Source organism: Ezakiella sp. (genome assembly GCF_034180565.1).
In the GTDB taxonomy this organism is placed as follows: domain Bacteria; phylum Bacillota; class Clostridia; order Tissierellales; family Peptoniphilaceae; genus Ezakiella.
Window position 1 is genome coordinate 24381 of the sequence record NZ_JAXFOB010000030.1, and the last position, 18298, is coordinate 42678.

The 18298-nt window shown below is 38.4% G+C and carries 16 protein-coding genes; 7 read left to right on the forward strand and 9 right to left on the reverse strand.

What is annotated here, in order from left to right; translation table 11 throughout:
• The first annotated feature begins 228 nt into the window (after window positions 1-228).
• From SPI61_RS06180 to SPI61_RS06190, 3 genes are all read left to right on the forward strand, one after another.
• Window positions 229-1977, forward strand: coding sequence for an ABC transporter ATP-binding protein (locus tag SPI61_RS06180; RefSeq protein ID WP_321137251.1), 1749 nt, complete (start codon window positions 229-231; stop codon window positions 1975-1977).
• Window positions 1978-3948 carry an ABC transporter ATP-binding protein gene (locus tag SPI61_RS06185; protein WP_321137252.1) on the forward strand — a complete coding sequence of 657 codons (1971 nt, stop codon included), beginning with the start codon at window positions 1978-1980 and terminating at the stop codon, window positions 3946-3948.
• A 201-nt stretch (window positions 3949-4149) separates the two neighbouring features.
• Window positions 4150-5745: an ABC transporter ATP-binding protein gene (locus tag SPI61_RS06190; RefSeq protein ID WP_321137253.1), complete on the forward strand. Its 1596-nt coding sequence runs from the start codon at window positions 4150-4152 to the stop codon at window positions 5743-5745.
• Between the two features lie 44 nt (window positions 5746-5789).
• On the opposite strand, the gene SPI61_RS06195 is transcribed toward SPI61_RS06190, so the two are convergent.
• From SPI61_RS06195 to SPI61_RS06235, 9 genes are all read right to left on the reverse strand, one after another.
• Window positions 5790-6047 carry a hypothetical protein gene (locus SPI61_RS06195; protein ID WP_321137254.1) on the reverse strand — a complete coding sequence of 86 codons (258 nt, stop codon included), beginning with the start codon at window positions 6045-6047 and terminating at the stop codon, window positions 5790-5792.
• Window positions 6048-6056: 9 nt separating this feature from the next.
• On the reverse strand, window positions 6057-7193 hold the full coding sequence (locus SPI61_RS06200) for an AI-2E family transporter (protein ID WP_321137255.1): 1137 nt from the start codon (window positions 7191-7193) through the stop codon (window positions 6057-6059).
• Between the two features lie 93 nt (window positions 7194-7286).
• Window positions 7287-7760 carry a GNAT family N-acetyltransferase gene (locus SPI61_RS06205; RefSeq protein WP_321137256.1) on the reverse strand — a complete coding sequence of 158 codons (474 nt, stop codon included), beginning with the start codon at window positions 7758-7760 and terminating at the stop codon, window positions 7287-7289.
• The gene (gene hemL / locus SPI61_RS06210; RefSeq protein ID WP_321137257.1) at window positions 7760-9028 is read right to left on the reverse strand and encodes a glutamate-1-semialdehyde 2,1-aminomutase; all 1269 of its coding nucleotides are present in this window, start codon (window positions 9026-9028) and stop codon (window positions 7760-7762) included. The genes SPI61_RS06205 and hemL overlap by 1 nt, the downstream gene beginning before the upstream one ends.
• Window positions 9028-9993: a porphobilinogen synthase gene (hemB, locus tag SPI61_RS06215; protein WP_321137258.1), complete on the reverse strand. Its 966-nt coding sequence runs from the start codon at window positions 9991-9993 to the stop codon at window positions 9028-9030. The genes hemL and hemB overlap by 1 nt, the downstream gene beginning before the upstream one ends.
• On the reverse strand, window positions 9968-10729 hold the full coding sequence (locus SPI61_RS06220; RefSeq protein ID WP_321137259.1) for a uroporphyrinogen-III synthase: 762 nt from the start codon (window positions 10727-10729) through the stop codon (window positions 9968-9970). Before SPI61_RS06220 ends, hemB begins: the two co-directional genes overlap by 26 nt.
• Window positions 10713-11609, reverse strand: coding sequence for a hydroxymethylbilane synthase (gene hemC, locus SPI61_RS06225; protein WP_321137260.1), 897 nt, complete (start codon window positions 11607-11609; stop codon window positions 10713-10715). The genes SPI61_RS06220 and hemC overlap by 17 nt, the downstream gene beginning before the upstream one ends.
• Window positions 11599-12825 carry a glutamyl-tRNA reductase gene (hemA, locus tag SPI61_RS06230; protein WP_321137261.1) on the reverse strand — a complete coding sequence of 409 codons (1227 nt, stop codon included), beginning with the start codon at window positions 12823-12825 and terminating at the stop codon, window positions 11599-11601. Before hemA ends, hemC begins: the two co-directional genes overlap by 11 nt.
• Window positions 12826-12838: 13 nt before the next feature.
• Window positions 12839-13834 carry a lysylphosphatidylglycerol synthase transmembrane domain-containing protein gene (locus tag SPI61_RS06235; RefSeq protein ID WP_321137262.1) on the reverse strand — a complete coding sequence of 332 codons (996 nt, stop codon included), beginning with the start codon at window positions 13832-13834 and terminating at the stop codon, window positions 12839-12841.
• Between the two features lie 149 nt (window positions 13835-13983).
• Here SPI61_RS06235 and SPI61_RS06240 point away from each other — a divergent pair, with 149 nt between their 5' ends.
• The 4 genes from SPI61_RS06240 to SPI61_RS06255 all read left to right on the forward strand — a co-directional run bounded on the left by SPI61_RS06240 (window position 13984) and on the right by SPI61_RS06255 (window position 18157).
• Window positions 13984-15237 carry a M18 family aminopeptidase gene (locus tag SPI61_RS06240; RefSeq protein WP_321137263.1) on the forward strand — a complete coding sequence of 418 codons (1254 nt, stop codon included), beginning with the start codon at window positions 13984-13986 and terminating at the stop codon, window positions 15235-15237.
• Window positions 15238-15298: 61 nt separating this feature from the next.
• A complete protein-coding gene (locus tag SPI61_RS06245) occupies window positions 15299-15865 on the forward strand; it encodes a hypothetical protein (RefSeq protein WP_321137264.1) in 567 nt (188 codons plus the stop codon).
• Between the two features lie 98 nt (window positions 15866-15963).
• Complete coding sequence (locus SPI61_RS06250) at window positions 15964-16845, forward strand: YitT family protein (protein WP_321137265.1); 882 nt, start codon at window positions 15964-15966, stop codon at window positions 16843-16845.
• Between the two features lies 1 nt (window position 16846).
• Window positions 16847-18157 (forward strand): bifunctional folylpolyglutamate synthase/dihydrofolate synthase, encoded by a 1311-nt coding sequence (locus SPI61_RS06255; protein ID WP_321137266.1) that lies wholly within the window; start codon window positions 16847-16849, stop codon window positions 18155-18157.
• The last annotated feature ends 141 nt before the right edge of the window (window positions 18158-18298 follow it).

Below are 18298 nucleotides of genomic sequence, written 5' to 3' on the forward strand. Positions count from 1 at the left end.
AATTCAACTGCTATTGAGTTTATTTAATCCAACTATATATTTATTACCCTATATGTATTTTTTTAAACAGATATGGCACTAAATTAATGTAAAGTCGTTTTTATTTTAATCTATTTATTTCTTTAGTTCATTTGTGTGTTTTTTTATAAAATTTGTGGTATAATAATTCTAAATGAATTATATTTTTTTATTATTATATTTCGGTTACCGAAATGATGAGGAGGTATTATGAAATTTTTAAAGTCGATATCAAGATATATGAAGCCATATAAGACTAAATATATCATTGGTGTTTTGTGGCTCATAGTAATTGACACGCTCGTGATTTATGTGCCGCAAATCTTAAGAAATTTTGCAAACGACTATCAAAACGGCACTCTTACAAAAGACAAACTTGTTACTTACGCCCTTTTGACAATTGGCGCGGGACTCATAATGAGTATCGGAAGATATTTTTGGCGCGTGTGTCTTTTCGGAAGTGCGAGAAGAATTGAGTATGACATAAGAAGACAACTCTTCAACCATTGGCTAAGTATGGATAACGAGTTTTACAACTACCACAAAATCGGAGATCTTATGGCATATGCTACAAACGATATAAACTCGGTCAGGATGTTTACCGGTGAAGGTATTATGATGAGTGTCGACTCTTCATTCATGCTTATATTCACAATTATCATGATGATTCGAACGGTCGGAGTAAGAATAACAGCAACAACTCTTTTTCCGATTCCTATAACCGCTGCAATAGTTATTGCTTCAGGTAAAATATTCTATAGAATATTTAGAAAAAGACAAGAAGCTTATGCGAAATTAAGTGACGTTACAACTGAAAGTTTTTCGGGCATTTCAGTCATAAAAGCTTTTGTTGAAGAAGAAGAAACAAAAAAACGTTTCGACGAAGCTAACAAAAACTACTATAACAAAGATTTAAATGTTGTAAAGACACAGACATTCTTTTTCCCATTTATGATTCTCCTTGCAGGAATCAGTTATATGCTTGTCATATTTTTCGGGGCTAAATATGTTATTGACGGCACTATTACCCTTGGGGATTTTGTCGCACTATATACTTATGTAGGAATTATTATGTGGCCTGCAAGAAGTCTCGGCATTATTATCGGACAAATCCAACAAGGAAGCGCAGGTCTTTTTAGAATCGAAGACATGCTCAAAAACAAACCGACAATCAAAGATGTCGAAAACCCGATTCGCTTGACTGATGACAAAACGTCGATTGAGTTTAAAAATGTTTCATTTAAATATCCGGGCGAAGAAAATTATGCGCTTAAAAACATCAGTTTTAAACTTGAAAACGGAAAGAGCCTTGCTCTTGTCGGAAAGACGGGAAGTTCAAAGTCCACAATTTTAAAACTCATTTTTAGAGAATATCTGCCTGATGAGGGCGAAATTTTAATCGACAATCAACCGATTGAAAGAATCAGGATAAATGACTTGTCTGAAAAAACGGGCTATGTACCGCAAGACAATTTCCTTTTCTCTGAAAGCTTAAAAGAAAATATCGCATTTTCATTTGAGCGTGACTATGATATTGAAGAAGTTTATGAGGCTGCTAAAAAATCAGGCGTCTACAAAGATATCATTGATTTCAAAGACGGCTTCGATACAGTCATCGGCGAAAGAGGGGTCACATTGTCGGGCGGACAAAAGCAACGTGTTTCAATTGCACGTGCTCTTATAAAAAATCCGAGCTTGCTTGTGCTTGACGATTCACTTTCGGCAGTTGACACAAATACTGAAAAGAGCATTTTGGAAGCGCTTGATAAAATCAATGCAACGGAAGTAATTATCGCGCACAGAATTTCAACTATTAAAGCTTGTGATGAAATCATATTCCTCGAAGACGGTCTTATCAAAGAAAGAGGAACACATGACGAACTTGTAGAGCTTGATGGAGAATACAATAAAATGTATCAAAATCAATTGCTTGAAGATGAATTAAAAGGAGGGTTTTAGATGCAAAAAGTAGTTGAAGTAAAAGAAGATAAATCGAAACTCTTCAAATATCTGTTAAAATTTGCAAAACCATATACAAAGCAGCTCTTGATGGCACTCTTTTTCGTCATTGTCTCAACACTCCTCTCACTTTTAAACCCGTACCTCGTAAAAATCGCAATCGACGATTATATTTCGGGCGACGTCATTCCGATGATCGAAGTGGAATCAGGCGAAGATGCGCTTAATGTCGGAGGAAGGTATTTTAAACGTACAACCGAGCTTAAAGAAATTCCTGAAAATGCAAAGAATTTCACAATAAGCACAATTGACGGCGAAAGATACCTTATGGAAGGCGAAGAAAAACTTGAACTCATCGATGATGATGTATACAAGGATTACCGCCAAAGGGACATTTCAGCTGTAACAAAAATCGGATTATATTATTTAATTGCAGTATTTTCAAACTTCCTTGCAACATGGATTTTTAACTTTACACTTGGAAAGAGCGGCGCAAGCATAATCTACGATATAAGAAAACTCACTTTCAACCACGTGCTTGAGCAAAATCACACATTCTTCAACAATATGCCGGTCGGTCGACTTATGACAAGAGTTATAAGCGACACGCAAACACTGTCGGAATTCTATTCAAACGTTTTGATAAGTTTTATAGCCGACTTCGGAGTTATCATAGGAATTATGGTTCTTATGCTTAGACTCGATTACAAACTTGCTCTTATGTGTTTTACAATGATTCCTGTAATCGTTGCTATAAGTGTTGTTTTTAGAAATATTCAATTTAGAATTTTCAGAGCCACAAGAACAAAACTTTCAATAATAAACACAGTTCTAAACGAATATTTGAGCGGCATGAGCATCATAAGAATATTCGGTAAAGAAAAGAAGATGGAAAAAAAGTTTGATGAAAAGAACAAGGACTATCTCGACACAATTTTAAAACAAGTTAAAAACCACGCATTTTTTAGACCTACAATCGAAATCATAAGATCTCTCGGAGAAGCATTTTTAATCTACTACGGCGGCGGTCAAGTTATAAAATCAAACTTCGAATTCGGTACACTCTTTCTTTTCATAACATATCTGAAACAGTTCTTCATGCCGATTATGGAAATCACAGAAAGATACAATATAATGCAACTTGCATTTGCAAGCGTTGAAAAGATTATAAAGCTTTTGGAAACGGACACAAAAATAAAGCCGCTTCCTGAATATGCAAAAGAAAATATAGACACGGAAGAAGGTTCGATTGAATTCCGCGACGTAAGATTTTCATATATTCCAGGCGAAGAAGTTTTAAAAGGCATAAATTTCAAAGTCAAGAAAGGGGAATCGATTGCATTTGTCGGTGCAACAGGCGCCGGAAAGAGTTCAATTATGTCAGTTCTTGCAAGATTTTATGACATAGACTCCGGAAACATCTTTGTCGACGGAGTGGACATAAGAACTATGGACACGGATGACCTCAGACGAAGAATCGGATTTGTTCTTCAAGACGTTTTCCTTTTCTCGGGCGATATAAGATACAATATCACACTCGGAGAAAAATTTGACGACGAAGCCATCGAAGCCGCATCAAAACGCGTGCGCGCAGACGACTTTGTAAGAAATTTGAGTGAAGGCTACGACACACCTGTTCAAGAACGCGGAAGCACACTTTCTACAGGTCAAAGACAGCTACTATCTTTTGCAAGAACAATTCTTAGAGACCCTGAAATTTTGATATTGGACGAAGCGACCGCATCAATCGACACGGAAACGGAAATCCTTATTCAAGAAGGTCTAAAGGAACTTATGAAAGACAGAACCACAATCGCAATTGCGCACAGACTTTCTACAATAAGCGATATGGATAGAATTTATGTAATGAATAAAGGCGAGATTGTTGAAGTCGGAAACCACGAAGAACTTATGGAAAAACGTGGTTACTACTACAGACTCTATCAACTGCAACTCGACAAGAAAAACTAAAATCGCCCCGGCGTGTCCGGGGTATTTTTTTGTGAAATTTTAATTTAGATTAGTTTTGATATTTTTATACGACTAAATTTGTTAAAAATAAATTTTTATTTCGTTGATATATATATATATATATGATAGAATATATTTGTAAATATGTTATAATAATATTATAGCGATTTATACAATTAAATTCATATTAAGGAGGAGAACATGATAAACAAAACACTTAAATCGTACTTAAAAAAGTATCCCGGAAAGAATTTTACATTTCTCGCACTCGTAATTGTTGAAAACCTTATTTGGCTTATAAACACATTTTTCAACATAAATCTTACAAACGAAGCCATTGCACAGGACAAACGTGCGTTTCTCACAACGCTTGTCTACTCGCTCGTCTCAATGCTCGCACTTGTAATTGTAAAGAGATTCACTTCCCTTTCGGGCTACAAACTATCGCAAAATGTTATAAACGATATTAGAAACGACTCCGCATTTGCAATAATAAATGCAACCGGTGTATCCGATTTCAGCTCGAGCGGCTCATATGTCAGTCAGCTTTCAACCGACACAAGCTACATAAGAAACAACGGGGTCGGCGCATATATTCAAATAGTTCGTGCCGCCGTTTCAATTATATTCTCGCTTGTCGGAGCTGCGCTTGTCCATTGGAGCTATATTCTTATTTTTCCGCTCACAATGGCGCTTTCTATGATAACTCCGAAACTTCTTTCTCCTAAAATCGAGAATACAAGTGCTTTCTACAGCAATTCACGTGAAACTTTTCTCTCGTTTTTGACGGACATCCTAAATGGATTCGGCATATTTAAAAGAAATAATCTCGAAAAAGATTTCAAAGAAAAAATCGGAGATATTTCCGAAAAATTCGAAGCGGACATCTATGAATATTATGTTCACATGTCGCTCTATGAAAGTTTTATCTCATTTGCAAGTATTTTCAGCCAATTTATTTATGTTTTGGCAAGTCTTGTTCTCGTGTATCTAGGATATATTTCAGTCGGCGCAATTGTCGGGCTCTTCAATTTCTCACAGACCATTTACGGCGGTGTGTCTTCCCTATTAAATGGGTTTGGCACAATAAATTCCGTAAATCCGATTTTTGAAAAGTTGTTCCCTATATTCGCAGATAAATCCGGAGAAAAGCTCGAAGATATAAAGAATATAGACTTTGAAAATATTTCGATTTCCTATGGAGACCACGATGTTATAAAGGACCTCTCTTTCTCGATCGGAAAGGGCGAAAAAGTTGCAATCACAGGAAAGTCAGGTTCCGGAAAGACCACGATAATAAAAAGTATTTTAAAGGAACTCGAGCCAAAATCCGGAGCAATTCTTTTAAACGGTGTCAATATCGAAGACGTCGACTACAGGAGCATATACGACAACATCGGCGTCATAAGTCAGGACCCGTATCTTTTTAACACCTCGATAGTTGAAAACGTCACTCTCGGTTTGAAAAATCCACCGATGGATAAAATGGAGCACTTAATCGACAAGCTCGACCTTCGCGCATTTATCAATTCGCAAAGCGACGGAATTGAAACCGTGCTTTCAAACAACGGGCAAAATATTTCCGGCGGGCAAAGACAGCGCCTTGTAATTTTGCGCGAACTTCTAAGAGACAAAAATGTGCTTGTGCTCGACGAAGGTACATCGAGTCTCGACAAGGAGACAAAGGACTCTATCGAAGATTTTCTCTTGGAAACTGATTTGACGGTCATCTACATCACGCACCCTCGCTCCGACGACGAACTTAAAGAATTCGATAAAATTATAAATCTGGCATAATAAAAAAGAACGAATGTTTAAATGCATTTCGTTCTTTTTATTTGTCATTCATCTTCTATTTCTTCGCCGCAAAACGGGCAGTAAAAATGTTCCCTATAAAACGGAACGCGGTTCCCTAAATATCTATTGCAATTCGGACATCTCCAGAAAATTAAATCCGGTATAAGAAAAGACAGCCCGAGCAAAATGAGTAAGAGGGTCAACGTCGTTGAATTTTTCACTTGATCTGCAACAATTGCAGCTCCAATAATATATCCGATGAACAAAAATATTCTCAGTCTTCCCCAAAATTTTGCTTTCATATTAACTCCTTAGTTTTCCTTTTGCGCACTCTTTATATTTTCATGAAGTTTCCCGTTCACATCCGCTCTTAAAATCTTGTATAAAGTTGCAGCTATAGGAACTGCGATAAGCATTCCAAGCACACCCATAAGACCTCCGCCGACAGTTACGGCTGCGAGTACCCAAATACCCGGAAGTCCTATTGAAGAGCCGACGATTTTCGGGTAGACAATATTACCGTCGGCTTGTTGAAGCACAATAATAAATATCAAAAATATAAGAGATTTTATCGGCGAAACTGTGAGAATCATAAACGCACCCATTATCGCACCTATATACGAGCCCGCAACCGGTATAAGCGCAGTAAATGCAACTATTGCACCGATCATTGTCGCATATGGAAGTCGCAAAATGAGCATTCCGATTGTACACATAATTCCAACTAGAATCGCATCTATACATTGTCCCGAGATGAAACTCGAGAAAGAATCATCGAGAACGGAAAGCACATATTTCGTTCTTTCGTAAAACTTTGTGCTCATATATCTTCTCATAACTCTGTCAAATTGTCTTCCGATTTTTTCCTTGTCAACCAATAGATAAATCGCAAATATTATTGAAAGAACAACTGTAACAATGCTTGAAAAAACAGTTCCCACAACGTTTACAGCAACGCCCATAGCATCGCCGAATCCGGATGTAATCTTTGATGTCAAATCCGAAATTTTGGATTTCCAATCGATATTTTTTACCGGCTCAAGCCATTCTGAATTTATCCATTTTGAGTCTTCGACTTTGTTTATGATTGATTTTATTGTTTTCGGCGCACCGTTTACCATAACCGTTACACTAGCAACAAGTTGCGGAACAACTAAACGGACAAGTATGAAAATTATAAGCACGAGTGTCAGAAAAGAGAGAAATAAACAAACGCCTCGTCTGCTTTTCCGAACTGCTTTTTTGTCTGATTTTGGGAAATAATGAGATTCGTAAAAACGCATAAGTATATTCAAAACATAAGCGATTGCACTTCCGATTATTAGAGGTGCCGCCGCAACAAATGCCAACTTTACAAATTTTGCAAAACTGTCCCAATAGTGAATAAATAAATAAACCAAAACTGTGCTTATACCTACTTTAATGCAGGTTTTCCAATCCAATTTCATACGCTCGCCTCCTCGTGTAACTATACTAAAATTATAGCACAACAATCTCCAATTTTCCACAATAAAAAACTGCGACAATTGCCGCAGCAAAAATTAAAGTTTTTTATAAAATGCAATTCTCGGTTTCACACCGTCTATAAAAACTTCTCCGAGTTTTGTAAAGTCGTGTCGAGCGATAAACGCCATCATCGCTTTGTTGTCTCGATGCGTGTCCACTCCGAAGATTTCGTATTTCCTTTCAATTGCAATTTTTAAAATCGCATCAAAAAATTCGTCCGAAACGCCTTTACCTCGAAGACTTTGGTCCACCACAAATGTGTGAAGCACGACATAGTTCCCGCTCAAATATTTTTTATAGTCCGGATCGTGCTCGACAAGCGCACCGAATGCGGTCAAATCTTCGTTTATAAAACCGTTTTTCGCATTTGCATATTTTTCCAAAGTTTCTGTAGAAGGACTTCCGTCTTGCCATTGGTCAATTCCCATATTCTTCATATTGACCTTCGCTTCGCTTATCATTTTCATTACGACAGGAATGTCTTCACGTGTGATTATTCTTGGTTTCATTAGAGTCTCTTAAGCGCTCTCAAGTTTGCTTCGATTGTGGCATCGATGATTTCGTCGGTGTGTGCAGCTTGGAAGAAAATTGCTTCAAACTGTGCCGGCGCAAACATATAGCCCTCTTTAATCATCTCTCTGAAATACTTTGCAAACATTTTTGTGTCCGCTTTTTTTACATCGTTGTACGATTTTATTTCATCGAATTCACCGAAGAAAAGACTCATCATCGATTTATATCTTGTGACTTTTCCCGGAATTCCTGTTTCTTTAAGGTTTTTGTTGAAACCTGCTTCAAGTCTTGTTGCCATTTCTTCCAGTCTGTCGTAGATGTCCTTGTGTGCTTCAAGAGTCTTTAATGTGTCCCTTCCCATTTTCATTGCGAGCGGATTTCCCGAAAGTGTTCCCGCTTGATAAACTCCTCCGACCGGGGACAGCTTTTCCATAATCTTTCTCGGTCCTGCAAATGCACCGACCGGAAGACCGCCTCCTATAATCTTTCCGAAACAAAAGAGATCCGGTTTTACACCGAAGTCCTTTGAAATCGAGCCGAATTGCGTTCTAAATCCGGTTATAACTTCGTCGAAAATTAAAATGATTCCATTTTCTTCGATGATTTTTCTGAGTTCTTTTATAAATTCCATATCCGGCACAACAACGCCCATATTTCCCGCAATAGGTTCAATTATAACGCATGCGATGTCGTCGCCGTATTTTGCAATTTTTTCCTTCACGTCGTCGATGTTGTTGTACTCACACACAATTGTATAGTCCGTAATTCCCTTCGGCACGCCGAGTGAAGATGGTGCGTTGTATGTGAGAGTGCCCGAGCCCGATTTTACTAAGAGCCCGTCGCTGTGTCCGTGGTAGCAACCTTCAAATTTTATAAATTTGTCGCGTCCCGTGTAACCCCTTGCGAGTCTGATTGCGCTCATTGTCGCTTCGGTTCCGGAGTTTACCATACGAACCATTTCGGTTCCTGTGTACTTTGTGAAAAGTTCAGCCATCTCAACTTCGACTTCCGTCGGCAAACCGAATGTTATTGCTTCGTCGAGATAGTGCTTTGCATTTTCCACAATTTCTTTCGGGCGATGTCCCAAAATCATCGGTCCCCATGAATCGATGAAGTCGACGTATTTGTTGCCGTCAACATCATAGATATAAGCGCCGTCAGCTTTTTCAAAAAATATCGGGTCCATATCGACCGAGCCGAATGCTCTGACCGGTGAATTTACTCCGCCCGGAATAACTTTTAAAGCTCTTTCATATAAATTCATTATGCTCTCTCCTTTAATAGTCTTGCCATTTCCTTTGCATGATATGTGATTATGAGCTTTGCGCCGGCTCTCTTCATCGCAATCATATTTTCATAAATAATGCTTTCGTTTAAAAGCCCCTTCTTTATCGCTTCTTTAATCATCGCATATTCGCCGCTCACATTGTAAACAACGAGATTTGTATTGAATGTTTCCTTCACGCGGCGGATTATGTCAAGATATGCGAGTGCAGGTTTTACAATAATAAAATCGGCGTCTTCTTCGAGGTCCAATTCCACTTCTTTCATCGCTTCGTCGGAGTTGTGGAAATCCATTTGATAACCTTTTCTGTCGCCGAAACTCGGTGCCGAGCCTGCAGCATCTCTAAAAGGTCCGTAATAAGCAGACGCATATTTTGCGGCATAACTCATAATCGGCACATTTTTAAATCCGTTTTCATCGAGCGCTTCTCTTATCGCTCTCACTCTAAAGTCCATCATATCTGACGGTGCAACAATGTCGGCGCCCGCCTTTGCATGAGAAAGAGCCGTGCGCGCGATATATTTTATAGTTTCGTCGTTTATAACGCATCCGCAATCGTCAAGAATTCCGCAGTGACCGTGGTCTGTGTATTCACACATGCAAACGTCTGTGATAACGATAAAGTCCGGATGTTTCTTTTTTATTTCTCTTACAGCGCGTTGAACGATTCCGTTTTCATCGTATGCACCGCTTCCGACGCTGTCTTTTTTATCAGGGATTCCGAAAAGTATGACCGCTCTTATGCCGAGGCTTTCGAGTTCCTCAATTTCAGCGTCGAGCATGTCCACAGAATAGTGGTATTGATCCACCAAAGAAGGAATTTCACGCTTTATATTTTCGCCCTCAACGACAAAAAGCGGATAAATAAAATCTTTTACATCTAAACTTGTCTCTTGTGTCATTTCCCTTAAAATCTTATTATTTCTTATTCTTCTCATTCTCATTTCTAAAATCCTCCTCTACACAATCAATTATAGAATCTATAGTCGAATATTTCGACTCCTTATAAACCTCTAAACCATACTCGTTAACCGAGTCAGTCGTTATTGGACCGATTGAAAATATCTTTTTCCCCGACAAACTGTCTTTGCCATACATTTTTATAAAATTCTTAAAGGTTGAAGTTGCGGTAAAAATTATATCTGAAAACTCCTCCGGCAATTCTTCAATTTCTTTTGGAATAACGCTGTCATAAATCGAAATATTTTTAAATTCTCCGAGCGTTCTATACTCCTCCAAAAGTTCTTTTCGGGTGAGCCGTGAGTGCGGCAAAAAGATTTTTCGCTCTTTAAAGCCGTCCTCTTTTATAATTTTTACAAGTTCATCGCCCGTAAACTTCTCCTTCGGTGCGACACAGCTAAGACCGTATTTTTCAATTGCCTCTTTTGTCGCCTTTCCGACCACATATATTTTCACATTTTTTAATTCCGTCAAATCGTGCGCTTTTAAAAACGCATCCATAAAAATCTTTATTGCATTTTGCGAATGAAACACCAAATGCGTGAACGAAAAATCATCCAAACATTTTTTTAATTCATCCTCGTTAATCGGAACAATTTCAATTGTCGGAATTTCAAAAACTTCCACTCCCAAATCTCTTAAACCGGATGCAAGTCTTGAAGATTTTTCGCGGTTTCTTGTGACGACAAACTTTCTTTGCACGCTATTTTCCGATTGCATCTTTAAACTCCCGCGCAATATTTTTTGCGGCATCTTCCGCTTCTGAAATTTTTACACACATACTCTTTTTTAAAAGAATATTTTTCGATTCATCTCCGAAACACGCCCTTAAAACTGCCTTACCCGTTTTTAAATCGACCTCGGCGTTAAAGCCCATCGGACTGTGGCAACCGGCGTTCAGCTCACGTTGAAACGCCCTTTCGATATTCATTCGAACCGTCGTTTCCTCGTCTCTTATTTTCGAAACTATCTCAAGAATTTTTTCATCATTTCTTCTGCCCTGTATTGCCAAAATTCCCTGACAAGCTGAGGGCACAATTTCCGATTTATCAAACACATATGAAACTTTGTCGCCATAGCCCCCTCTTAAAATTCCGGCATATGCAAGCACAACTCCGACAATTCCCTCTTCGCCTACTTTGGACATTCTCGTTTCAATATTTCCCCTGATTGACGTCGTAGAAATATTCGGGCAAAGCGTTTCGAGTTGCAGTTTTCTTCGAAGCGAGCCCGTGCCAACGATGCCAGGCTCAATTTCAGTAATTTTTTCGATTTTTTTTGAAGAAATAAGCACGTCTCTTGAATCCTCCGCTTTCGGCGGATCAAAAAACATAAGCCCCTCCGTTTCTTCGCTCGGCATATCCTTCATCGAGTGAACTGCCAAATCTATGTCCCCACGAAGGAGCGAGTCTTCAATTTCCTTTACAAAAACTCCCTTTCCCACTTTGTGAATCGGATTTTTTAAATCGACGTCGCCCTTTGTCGTTATGACGACGACCTCGCAGGAAACATCAGGATTCGCCTCTTCAATCATATCTTTAACCATATTTGTCTGTGTGAGAGCGAGTTTGCTTCCTCTTGTACCTATTTTAATTTTCATTGTATATCTCCTCAAAAAACTTTATAACGTCGTCTTTCATCTTTGACGGCTCCATCTCTTTTGCGTAAATGAGCGGCTCCCTCGACGCTTTATTAATTGAATATCTAACAATTTTTTCAACCTTTCTAAGCTCGTGGCTCGAGAGATTCGTCTTTGCCTTTATATATGAAACAGTGTCGTTCGCAAGTCTTTCGATATAGTTTTGCGCACTGTTAAAAACCGGGTCCATCCTCGTGTTTTCTTCCCAAGTTAAAATCTCTTCGATTTTTTCTTCAACTTCGGGAACATATGCCTTTAAAATCTTCTCTTTTTCTTTCAAGTTTTCCTTCGCAACCATATTTATCGAGTCGATGTCATAGAGTTCAACATTCGGCAGCTCACCCGCATTTTTGTCTACTCCTCTCGGCACCGACAAGTCAAGCACATATGTTTTTTTGGATGAGTGAATAAAATCCCCTTCGTCCAAAATCGTGTGCGGCGATGACGTTGCAACAACCACCACCTCACACTCTTTGATGTATTTATTGACATCGCTGTATAAAATTATATTTATATCTTCATTGTCGCCCTTAAACTTCACCGAGTTCTCGTATGTTCTGTTTGCAATTGAAATATTTGCGCCTCTTTCCGCTAAGTACTTGTATGCGAGCATGCCCATTTGACCGATGCCGATTATGAGAGCGTTCTTGTTTAAAAGCTCGAGCTTCTCTTCAATCATTCGGATTCCCAAATACGCCGTTGAAGACGGCATATCGGAAGCATGCGAAGTTGTTTTTACATATTTTGAAAATGAAATCACTTCACGCATAACTTTGTTTAAATATTTTTTTGCGCCGCCGAGTTGTTTTGCAGTTTCATAGGCGTTTATAACCTGCCCTTGAATTTGATCTTCGCCCACAACCATCGAGTCGAGACCGATTGCAACATAAAACAAGTGGCGAAGCGCATCGGTTCCCGTCTTGTAGAATCTATATTCCTCGTCAATTTTTGTCTTGAAATATTTTTCGATAAAGTTCCAAAGTTCGTCACTTGTAATATTGTCCGAATAAATATAAATCTCGGACCTGTTGCAAGTCGACAAAATCACAATTTCATTATTTTTTTCAAAAGCAAACTTCTCTGTAAATTCAATTATATCCGTATCTCTGAAAGAAAGACGCTCTCTTATTTCAATAGGCGTCTTGTGATGATTTATTCCAATAACAAAAAAATTCATATATGTCTCCAAACTATTTTAGATTGAGTGTAAAAGGAAATGCGGCGATGATTGTGAAGTAGTAAGAAATCAGTCTCCAAAGTAAAATCGCCATCAAAATCGGTGCCCCCTCAGGCACGATTTGACTGAAAATCAGATAAAATATTCCCTCGGCTCCTACGCTTCCGCCGGGCATTGGAATGTATGCGCTCACGAGTGCAATTGTGGTTTGCGCCGCAACACAAAGAAGGAATGAATCAATTTTCACATCGAACGAAAGAAATACAAAATAGCTGACTCCATAAAAAAACACAAACGAAATAATGTTTTGCAAAATCAGTATTAAATAAACTTTTATTTCCTGTCCGCGGAAGTCCTTGATTGAGTTATAAAACATGCTAACTTCTTCTCGAAGACGTCTTATGAGCTTTTCCTTATTTTTTACGAGTTTAATCTTGGCTAAAAAATTTACTATTGACGTCGAGAATTTTAAGAGTTTTTCGGGTTTGTACGCCGCTATAAGCATAAAAATCGTGAGTCCCAAATTCATAATAATCCCGAGCACGATAAACACGGTGAAAGGATGACCGCCTGTGTAGAAAAAATCCCTGAAATAAATAGTGAGCGCCAAAGTCAAAACCATTCTTCCTATGTGATAGAAGAAAAGTTGAATTCCCAAAATTGAAGTCGCCTTTCCGCTTGTCATTCCTTTTTTGTTTAAGTATATAACTTGCATCGGCTGTCCACCTGTTGAAAGAGGAGTGATTGCACTAAAAAATTCCCCAATCATAAAGGTTTTGAGTGCGTGTCTGAAGGAGAGATTTTCCCCCACATTATTTGCGATTTCCTTTGTGATAAGAGTTTGCATCAGCCAATACATAATCATCATTACGATGACCGTTTTAATTGTTTTTATATTTACATTTGAAATTACGTTTTTTATTGCCTCCGGTCCGTCGAGAAAATAAATCCCGACAACCAACATCAAAAATGTCAGTGCGACTATGAAGCCGGTATATTTTTTTGACATTTCACACCTCTCCTATATATTATCATTTATTATTATTTTCTTCAACCAAAAAATGTTACAGTTTTTCAATAAATCACATAATTTTTTCTCCAATATTTAAAGAATTATTTTTACGAATATGTTATAATAATTTTATGGAGGTATGTAGAATGGATTTAAAACATTTTATGAATTTTCTTGATTCGTCAAGATTAAATATGAGTGCAGTTGAGAACTTAAAAAAGGAACTCGAGACAGCAGGATTCAAAGAAATTAATGAAAATGAAAAGTGGAATCTCGAAGATGGCGGAAAGTATTTTATTACGAAAAACGAATCTTCAATCATGGCATTTAGACTCGGTCATGATATAAAAAAAGGTTTTTCACTTGTCGGAAGCCACAGCGATTCCCCTTGCTTTAGAATCAAACAAAATCCGACGATGAATCGCGCATCCGCAGTTTGTTTAAACACGGAAGTTTATGGCGGTCCACTCCTAAGCACATGGTTTGACAGACCACTCACAGTCGAAGGAAAAGTGACTGTAAAGGGAGAATCCGCTCTAAAACCGAAAACAATTCACTATAAAGGCAAAGACGGCATGATTTTTATTCCGTCGGTCGCAATCCATATGAATAGAGAAGCAAACAAAGGCGTTGAGATAAATCCTCAAGAAAACACCCTTCCGGTTTGCACAATGGATGGAGATTTCGACCTTATAAAATCAATCGAAGAAGAAATCGGAGAAAAAATTCTTTCCCACGAGCTCTATGTTGTTTCATGCGAAAAGGCACATGTTGTCGGAGTTCACGACGAGTTTTTGATGAGCGGAAGACTTGACAACCTCGCAATGGCATATGCAAATATAATGGCTCTTATAAATGCAAAGGCGGGCGAAATGACCGCAGTCGCATATGTGGGCGACAACGAAGAAATCGGCTCGATGACAAAGCAAGGCGCCTTCTCACCGTTCCTTCGCGACACACTTTTAAGAATTGCTGTCGCAATGGGCGGAACATATGAAGACTATCGTATCGCGCTTTCAAATTCATTTATGATAAGTAGCGACGAAGCACACGCTTTCCATCCGAACTATCAAAACTTCGCAGACCCGACAAACAGACCGGTCATCGGCAAAGGTCCTGTAATAAAGATTGCTGCAAACGGCGCATACACATCCGACGCAGTTTCAATCGCAGTGTTTAAAGAACTCGCAAACGAAGCGGGAGTTTCAACACAAACTTTCCACAACAGAAGCGACAAACGCGGCGGTTCAACAATCGCATCAATCACAACTTCAAAAATCGACATTCCAATCGTCGATGTCGGAAATCCGCTTTGGGGCATGCACAGTGCAGTTGAAACAGGCGGCATAAAAGACCAAGAAGATATGATGAAGATTATGGAAGTATTGCTTTCAAAATAATTAAAGATTTAAAAAGGCTCACTTATGTGAGCTTTTTCTTTAAAACTTTTATGGAGGTTTTATGAAGAAATTTATTTTCCTTATTCTATTATTTATACTCACCGGCTGTTCAAACTCCGCTCTTTCAAAACCCGATGTGGATTCAAATTATACAAGATTTTTAAATGAAAATGACTTCGGCTCGGACTACACGATTACGCTTAATATTTCAAAAGATGACGGCGAGTCGAACAAATTTATCTTTTCTAGAAAAGGCTCAAATTTTGCAAGAGCCGCATATAAAAACGATGGAACCATCGGACTTAGAAGTTTCGACAATGAGCGCACGCTCTACTCCATCGACGAATCGGGCGAAGTGAAAAAAGATTTTATACAAAAAGGCTCTTACCAAGGTGACGACCTTCGAAGGGTATTCACCGGAATCCTTCTCTTTAGAAAAACTGCACCCGAGGTTTCGACAGACGGCGACATAACGATTGAAAAATTTGAAAAAGACGGCGACGTCTATGAATATAAATTTAAAGATGAAAAACTTATCGAGGTCAAATTGACAACAAAAAATGAAACTCTTACAATGGAACTCATCTCGATTGAAAAGAGCGCCGACGAGTCGTTGTTTGTTGTTTAAACTCTTGAAAAACACGCTTTTTATGATATAATATAAAATAGATATAGAAGCATCTCGGTCTCGATATCGAGATGTAATTTTTTTATTGGAGGTATGGTATGGATAGAGACATCAGTGTTGATAAAATCAAACACAAAACTACTTTTACGGAAGTATTACTAATTGGACTTGGAGTTTTAATGGTTGCAAGTGGTATACACTTTTTCTTGGTTCCGTCAAATCTTTCAACCGGTGGAGCCAGCGGACTTGCAGTTGTTCTTAGTCACTATATTCCACTTGATTACGGACCTATTTTTGCACTATTAAATATTATACTTTTTGCTGTAGGTTTCATGATTATCGGAAAAGAATTCGGCATAAAAACGGTTTTAGTAACCGCTGCCCTCTCCGGTGCAGTTTGGCTTATGGAATATTTTTTACCCGTCAAAAACCCACTAACAGATGATTTACTTTTAAATACAATTATGGGAACAATGCTTCAAGGAGTAGGCGTTGGAATAGTTTTAAACCAATACACCTCAACAGGAGGCACGGACATTATTGCAAAAATTTTGCAAAAGTTTTTCGGTCTCGACCTTGGTGCCGGTTGTCTAATAACCGATGCTTTAATCGTTCTTGCAGCTGCAAATGCATTCGGAATTGAAATCTTTTTGTACAGTGTAATAGGTATCATAGTAAACAGCGTTATGGTCAGTGTCACGATAAGCGGTATGAACACAAGCAGATTTGTATTTATAAACTCGCTCAAGCACAAAGAAATTTCGGACTATCTTGTTAATGAACTCGACAGAACCGCAAACCTTATTCCATATGTGGGCGCATATTCGAAAAAGGAAAATACGCTCATTGTCACATGTATAAGCAATCGCGAATATATGAAACTGAAAGAATATATTTATAGCATAGACAGTCGCGCATTTGTTATAGTTTCAAGTGCTAGCGAAATCTTGGGAGAAAAATGGAGAAGATTCCTGGATTAATATGAATGAAAAAATTTGTGAAATTTTAAATTCAATAGACGTCGGAAACGGAGACGAAATAATCGAAAAACTCGAGATGAGAGCCGGAAATATTCCCGACAGAACATTGACGAGAATGAAAACCGCAATCGATTTTTTCAATATAAGCCCAAAAAAAATCGTGAACATCGTCGGAACAAACGGTAAAGGCACAGTCTCGAATGCGATTTTTGAAACACTTAAATCGTTCGGTTTAAAAGTTGGACTATACACTTCGCCGCATCTTGTAAACTACACCGAAAGAATTGTGGATAACGACGGCGAAATCGACTATTCAGTTTTTCTAAAACTGGTGAAATATGTATCGTACAACGAAGACGAGATTGACTGCGGCGCTTTCACATATTTTGAAGTGATAACGCTTGCCGCAATGATTTACTTTGAAATGAAAGGCGAAGACATACTCGTTGTCGAAGCGGGGGTCGGTGGAAGAACCGACGCCACAAAGGCGCTCGAATCGTCAATCCTTCAAGTCATAACCTCGATTTCAATCGACCACAGCGACTATCTCGGCGACACTATTTATAAAATCGCGCAAAATAAATCCGGCATAATGAACGGCACAAAAACCATCACATTAAACACCGGCGAAGCATTAAAAGCGCTGTCCGAAGAAAAAGAAAAGACAAACACAACTCTTTACACTTCGAGTGATTTCGAGTTCACCGTCGACGGAAAATTTGTGGAAAAAGAAATGATTCCGGTTTCCGGAGAATTCGGCGTGAAATTTTTGGACCGCAAGATAAAAATAAATCCTAAACAATTCGGCGTTTTCCGCGGTGAAAACTATGCGCTTGCATTCGCCGCAATAGTGACAATTTTAAAAGAACTTGAAATAGAATATGACAACGACAAGATTGTAGAAGCTTTAAACACAGCATCGTGGATTGGAAGAACCGAAGTCATCGGACGTGAACCGCTGACGATTTTGGACGGTGCGCACAACATAGACGCAATTGAAAAACTTTTCAAATCCGTTTCTCAAATAAACAGCAAAAAACTTATCACGGTTTTTGCGATAATGTCGAGAAAAGATCATGAGCATATTGCGCCGGTCGTTCGAAAAAATTCGGACATCTTAATCGTCACAACAAACAACGACAGCAAAGCTTTGGACCCTGAAACACTGAAAAAAGAAACGAGTGCGGACTACTCTTTTTATAGTTTAAAAGACGCTCTCGAAAAATCCAAAGAACTCGCCGCCAAAGATGACACAATCCTCATCTTCGGCTCGCTTTATCTCGTTGGAGAAATATTAAAATTAATAAAATAAGTAGAACCCATCCGAAATTTGTAATCGGATGGGTTTTATTTTATGAAAAAGAATTTATTCAATTAAACAGAAAATATCATAAATAATACTGTTGTTTTTTCAGGGGTGGTGTTATAATATATATAGTAGATTGACACATTG

Excerpts from the sequence above, each read along its gene's own strand:
- hemC (WP_321137260.1), bottom strand. The coding sequence starts at position 11,609 with ATGAAAATTAAAATAGGTACAAGAGGAAGCAAACTCGCTCTCACACAG.
- SPI61_RS06255 (WP_321137266.1), top strand. The coding sequence starts at position 16,847 with ATGAATGAAAAAATTTGTGAAATTTTAAATTCAATAGACGTCGGAAAC.
- hemB (WP_321137258.1), bottom strand. The coding sequence starts at position 9,993 with ATGAGAATGAGAAGAATAAGAAATAATAAGATTTTAAGGGAAATGACA.
- hemL (WP_321137257.1), bottom strand. The coding sequence starts at position 9,028 with ATGAATTTATATGAAAGAGCTTTAAAAGTTATTCCGGGCGGAGTAAAT.
- SPI61_RS06235 (WP_321137262.1), bottom strand. The coding sequence starts at position 13,834 with ATGTCAAAAAAATATACCGGCTTCATAGTCGCACTGACATTTTTGATG.
- hemA (WP_321137261.1), bottom strand. The coding sequence starts at position 12,825 with ATGAATTTTTTTGTTATTGGAATAAATCATCACAAGACGCCTATTGAA.
- SPI61_RS06250 (WP_321137265.1), top strand. The coding sequence starts at position 15,964 with ATGGATAGAGACATCAGTGTTGATAAAATCAAACACAAAACTACTTTT.
- SPI61_RS06240 (WP_321137263.1), top strand. The coding sequence starts at position 13,984 with ATGGATTTAAAACATTTTATGAATTTTCTTGATTCGTCAAGATTAAAT.
- SPI61_RS06220 (WP_321137259.1), bottom strand. The coding sequence starts at position 10,729 with ATGCAATCGGAAAATAGCGTGCAAAGAAAGTTTGTCGTCACAAGAAAC.
- SPI61_RS06180 (WP_321137251.1), top strand. The coding sequence starts at position 229 with ATGAAATTTTTAAAGTCGATATCAAGATATATGAAGCCATATAAGACT.
- SPI61_RS06195 (WP_321137254.1), bottom strand. The coding sequence starts at position 6,047 with ATGAAAGCAAAATTTTGGGGAAGACTGAGAATATTTTTGTTCATCGGA.
- SPI61_RS06190 (WP_321137253.1), top strand. The coding sequence starts at position 4,150 with ATGATAAACAAAACACTTAAATCGTACTTAAAAAAGTATCCCGGAAAG.
- SPI61_RS06200 (WP_321137255.1), bottom strand. The coding sequence starts at position 7,193 with ATGAAATTGGATTGGAAAACCTGCATTAAAGTAGGTATAAGCACAGTT.
- SPI61_RS06185 (WP_321137252.1), top strand. The coding sequence starts at position 1,978 with ATGCAAAAAGTAGTTGAAGTAAAAGAAGATAAATCGAAACTCTTCAAA.
- SPI61_RS06245 (WP_321137264.1), top strand. The coding sequence starts at position 15,299 with ATGAAGAAATTTATTTTCCTTATTCTATTATTTATACTCACCGGCTGT.
- SPI61_RS06205 (WP_321137256.1), bottom strand. The coding sequence starts at position 7,760 with ATGAAACCAAGAATAATCACACGTGAAGACATTCCTGTCGTAATGAAA.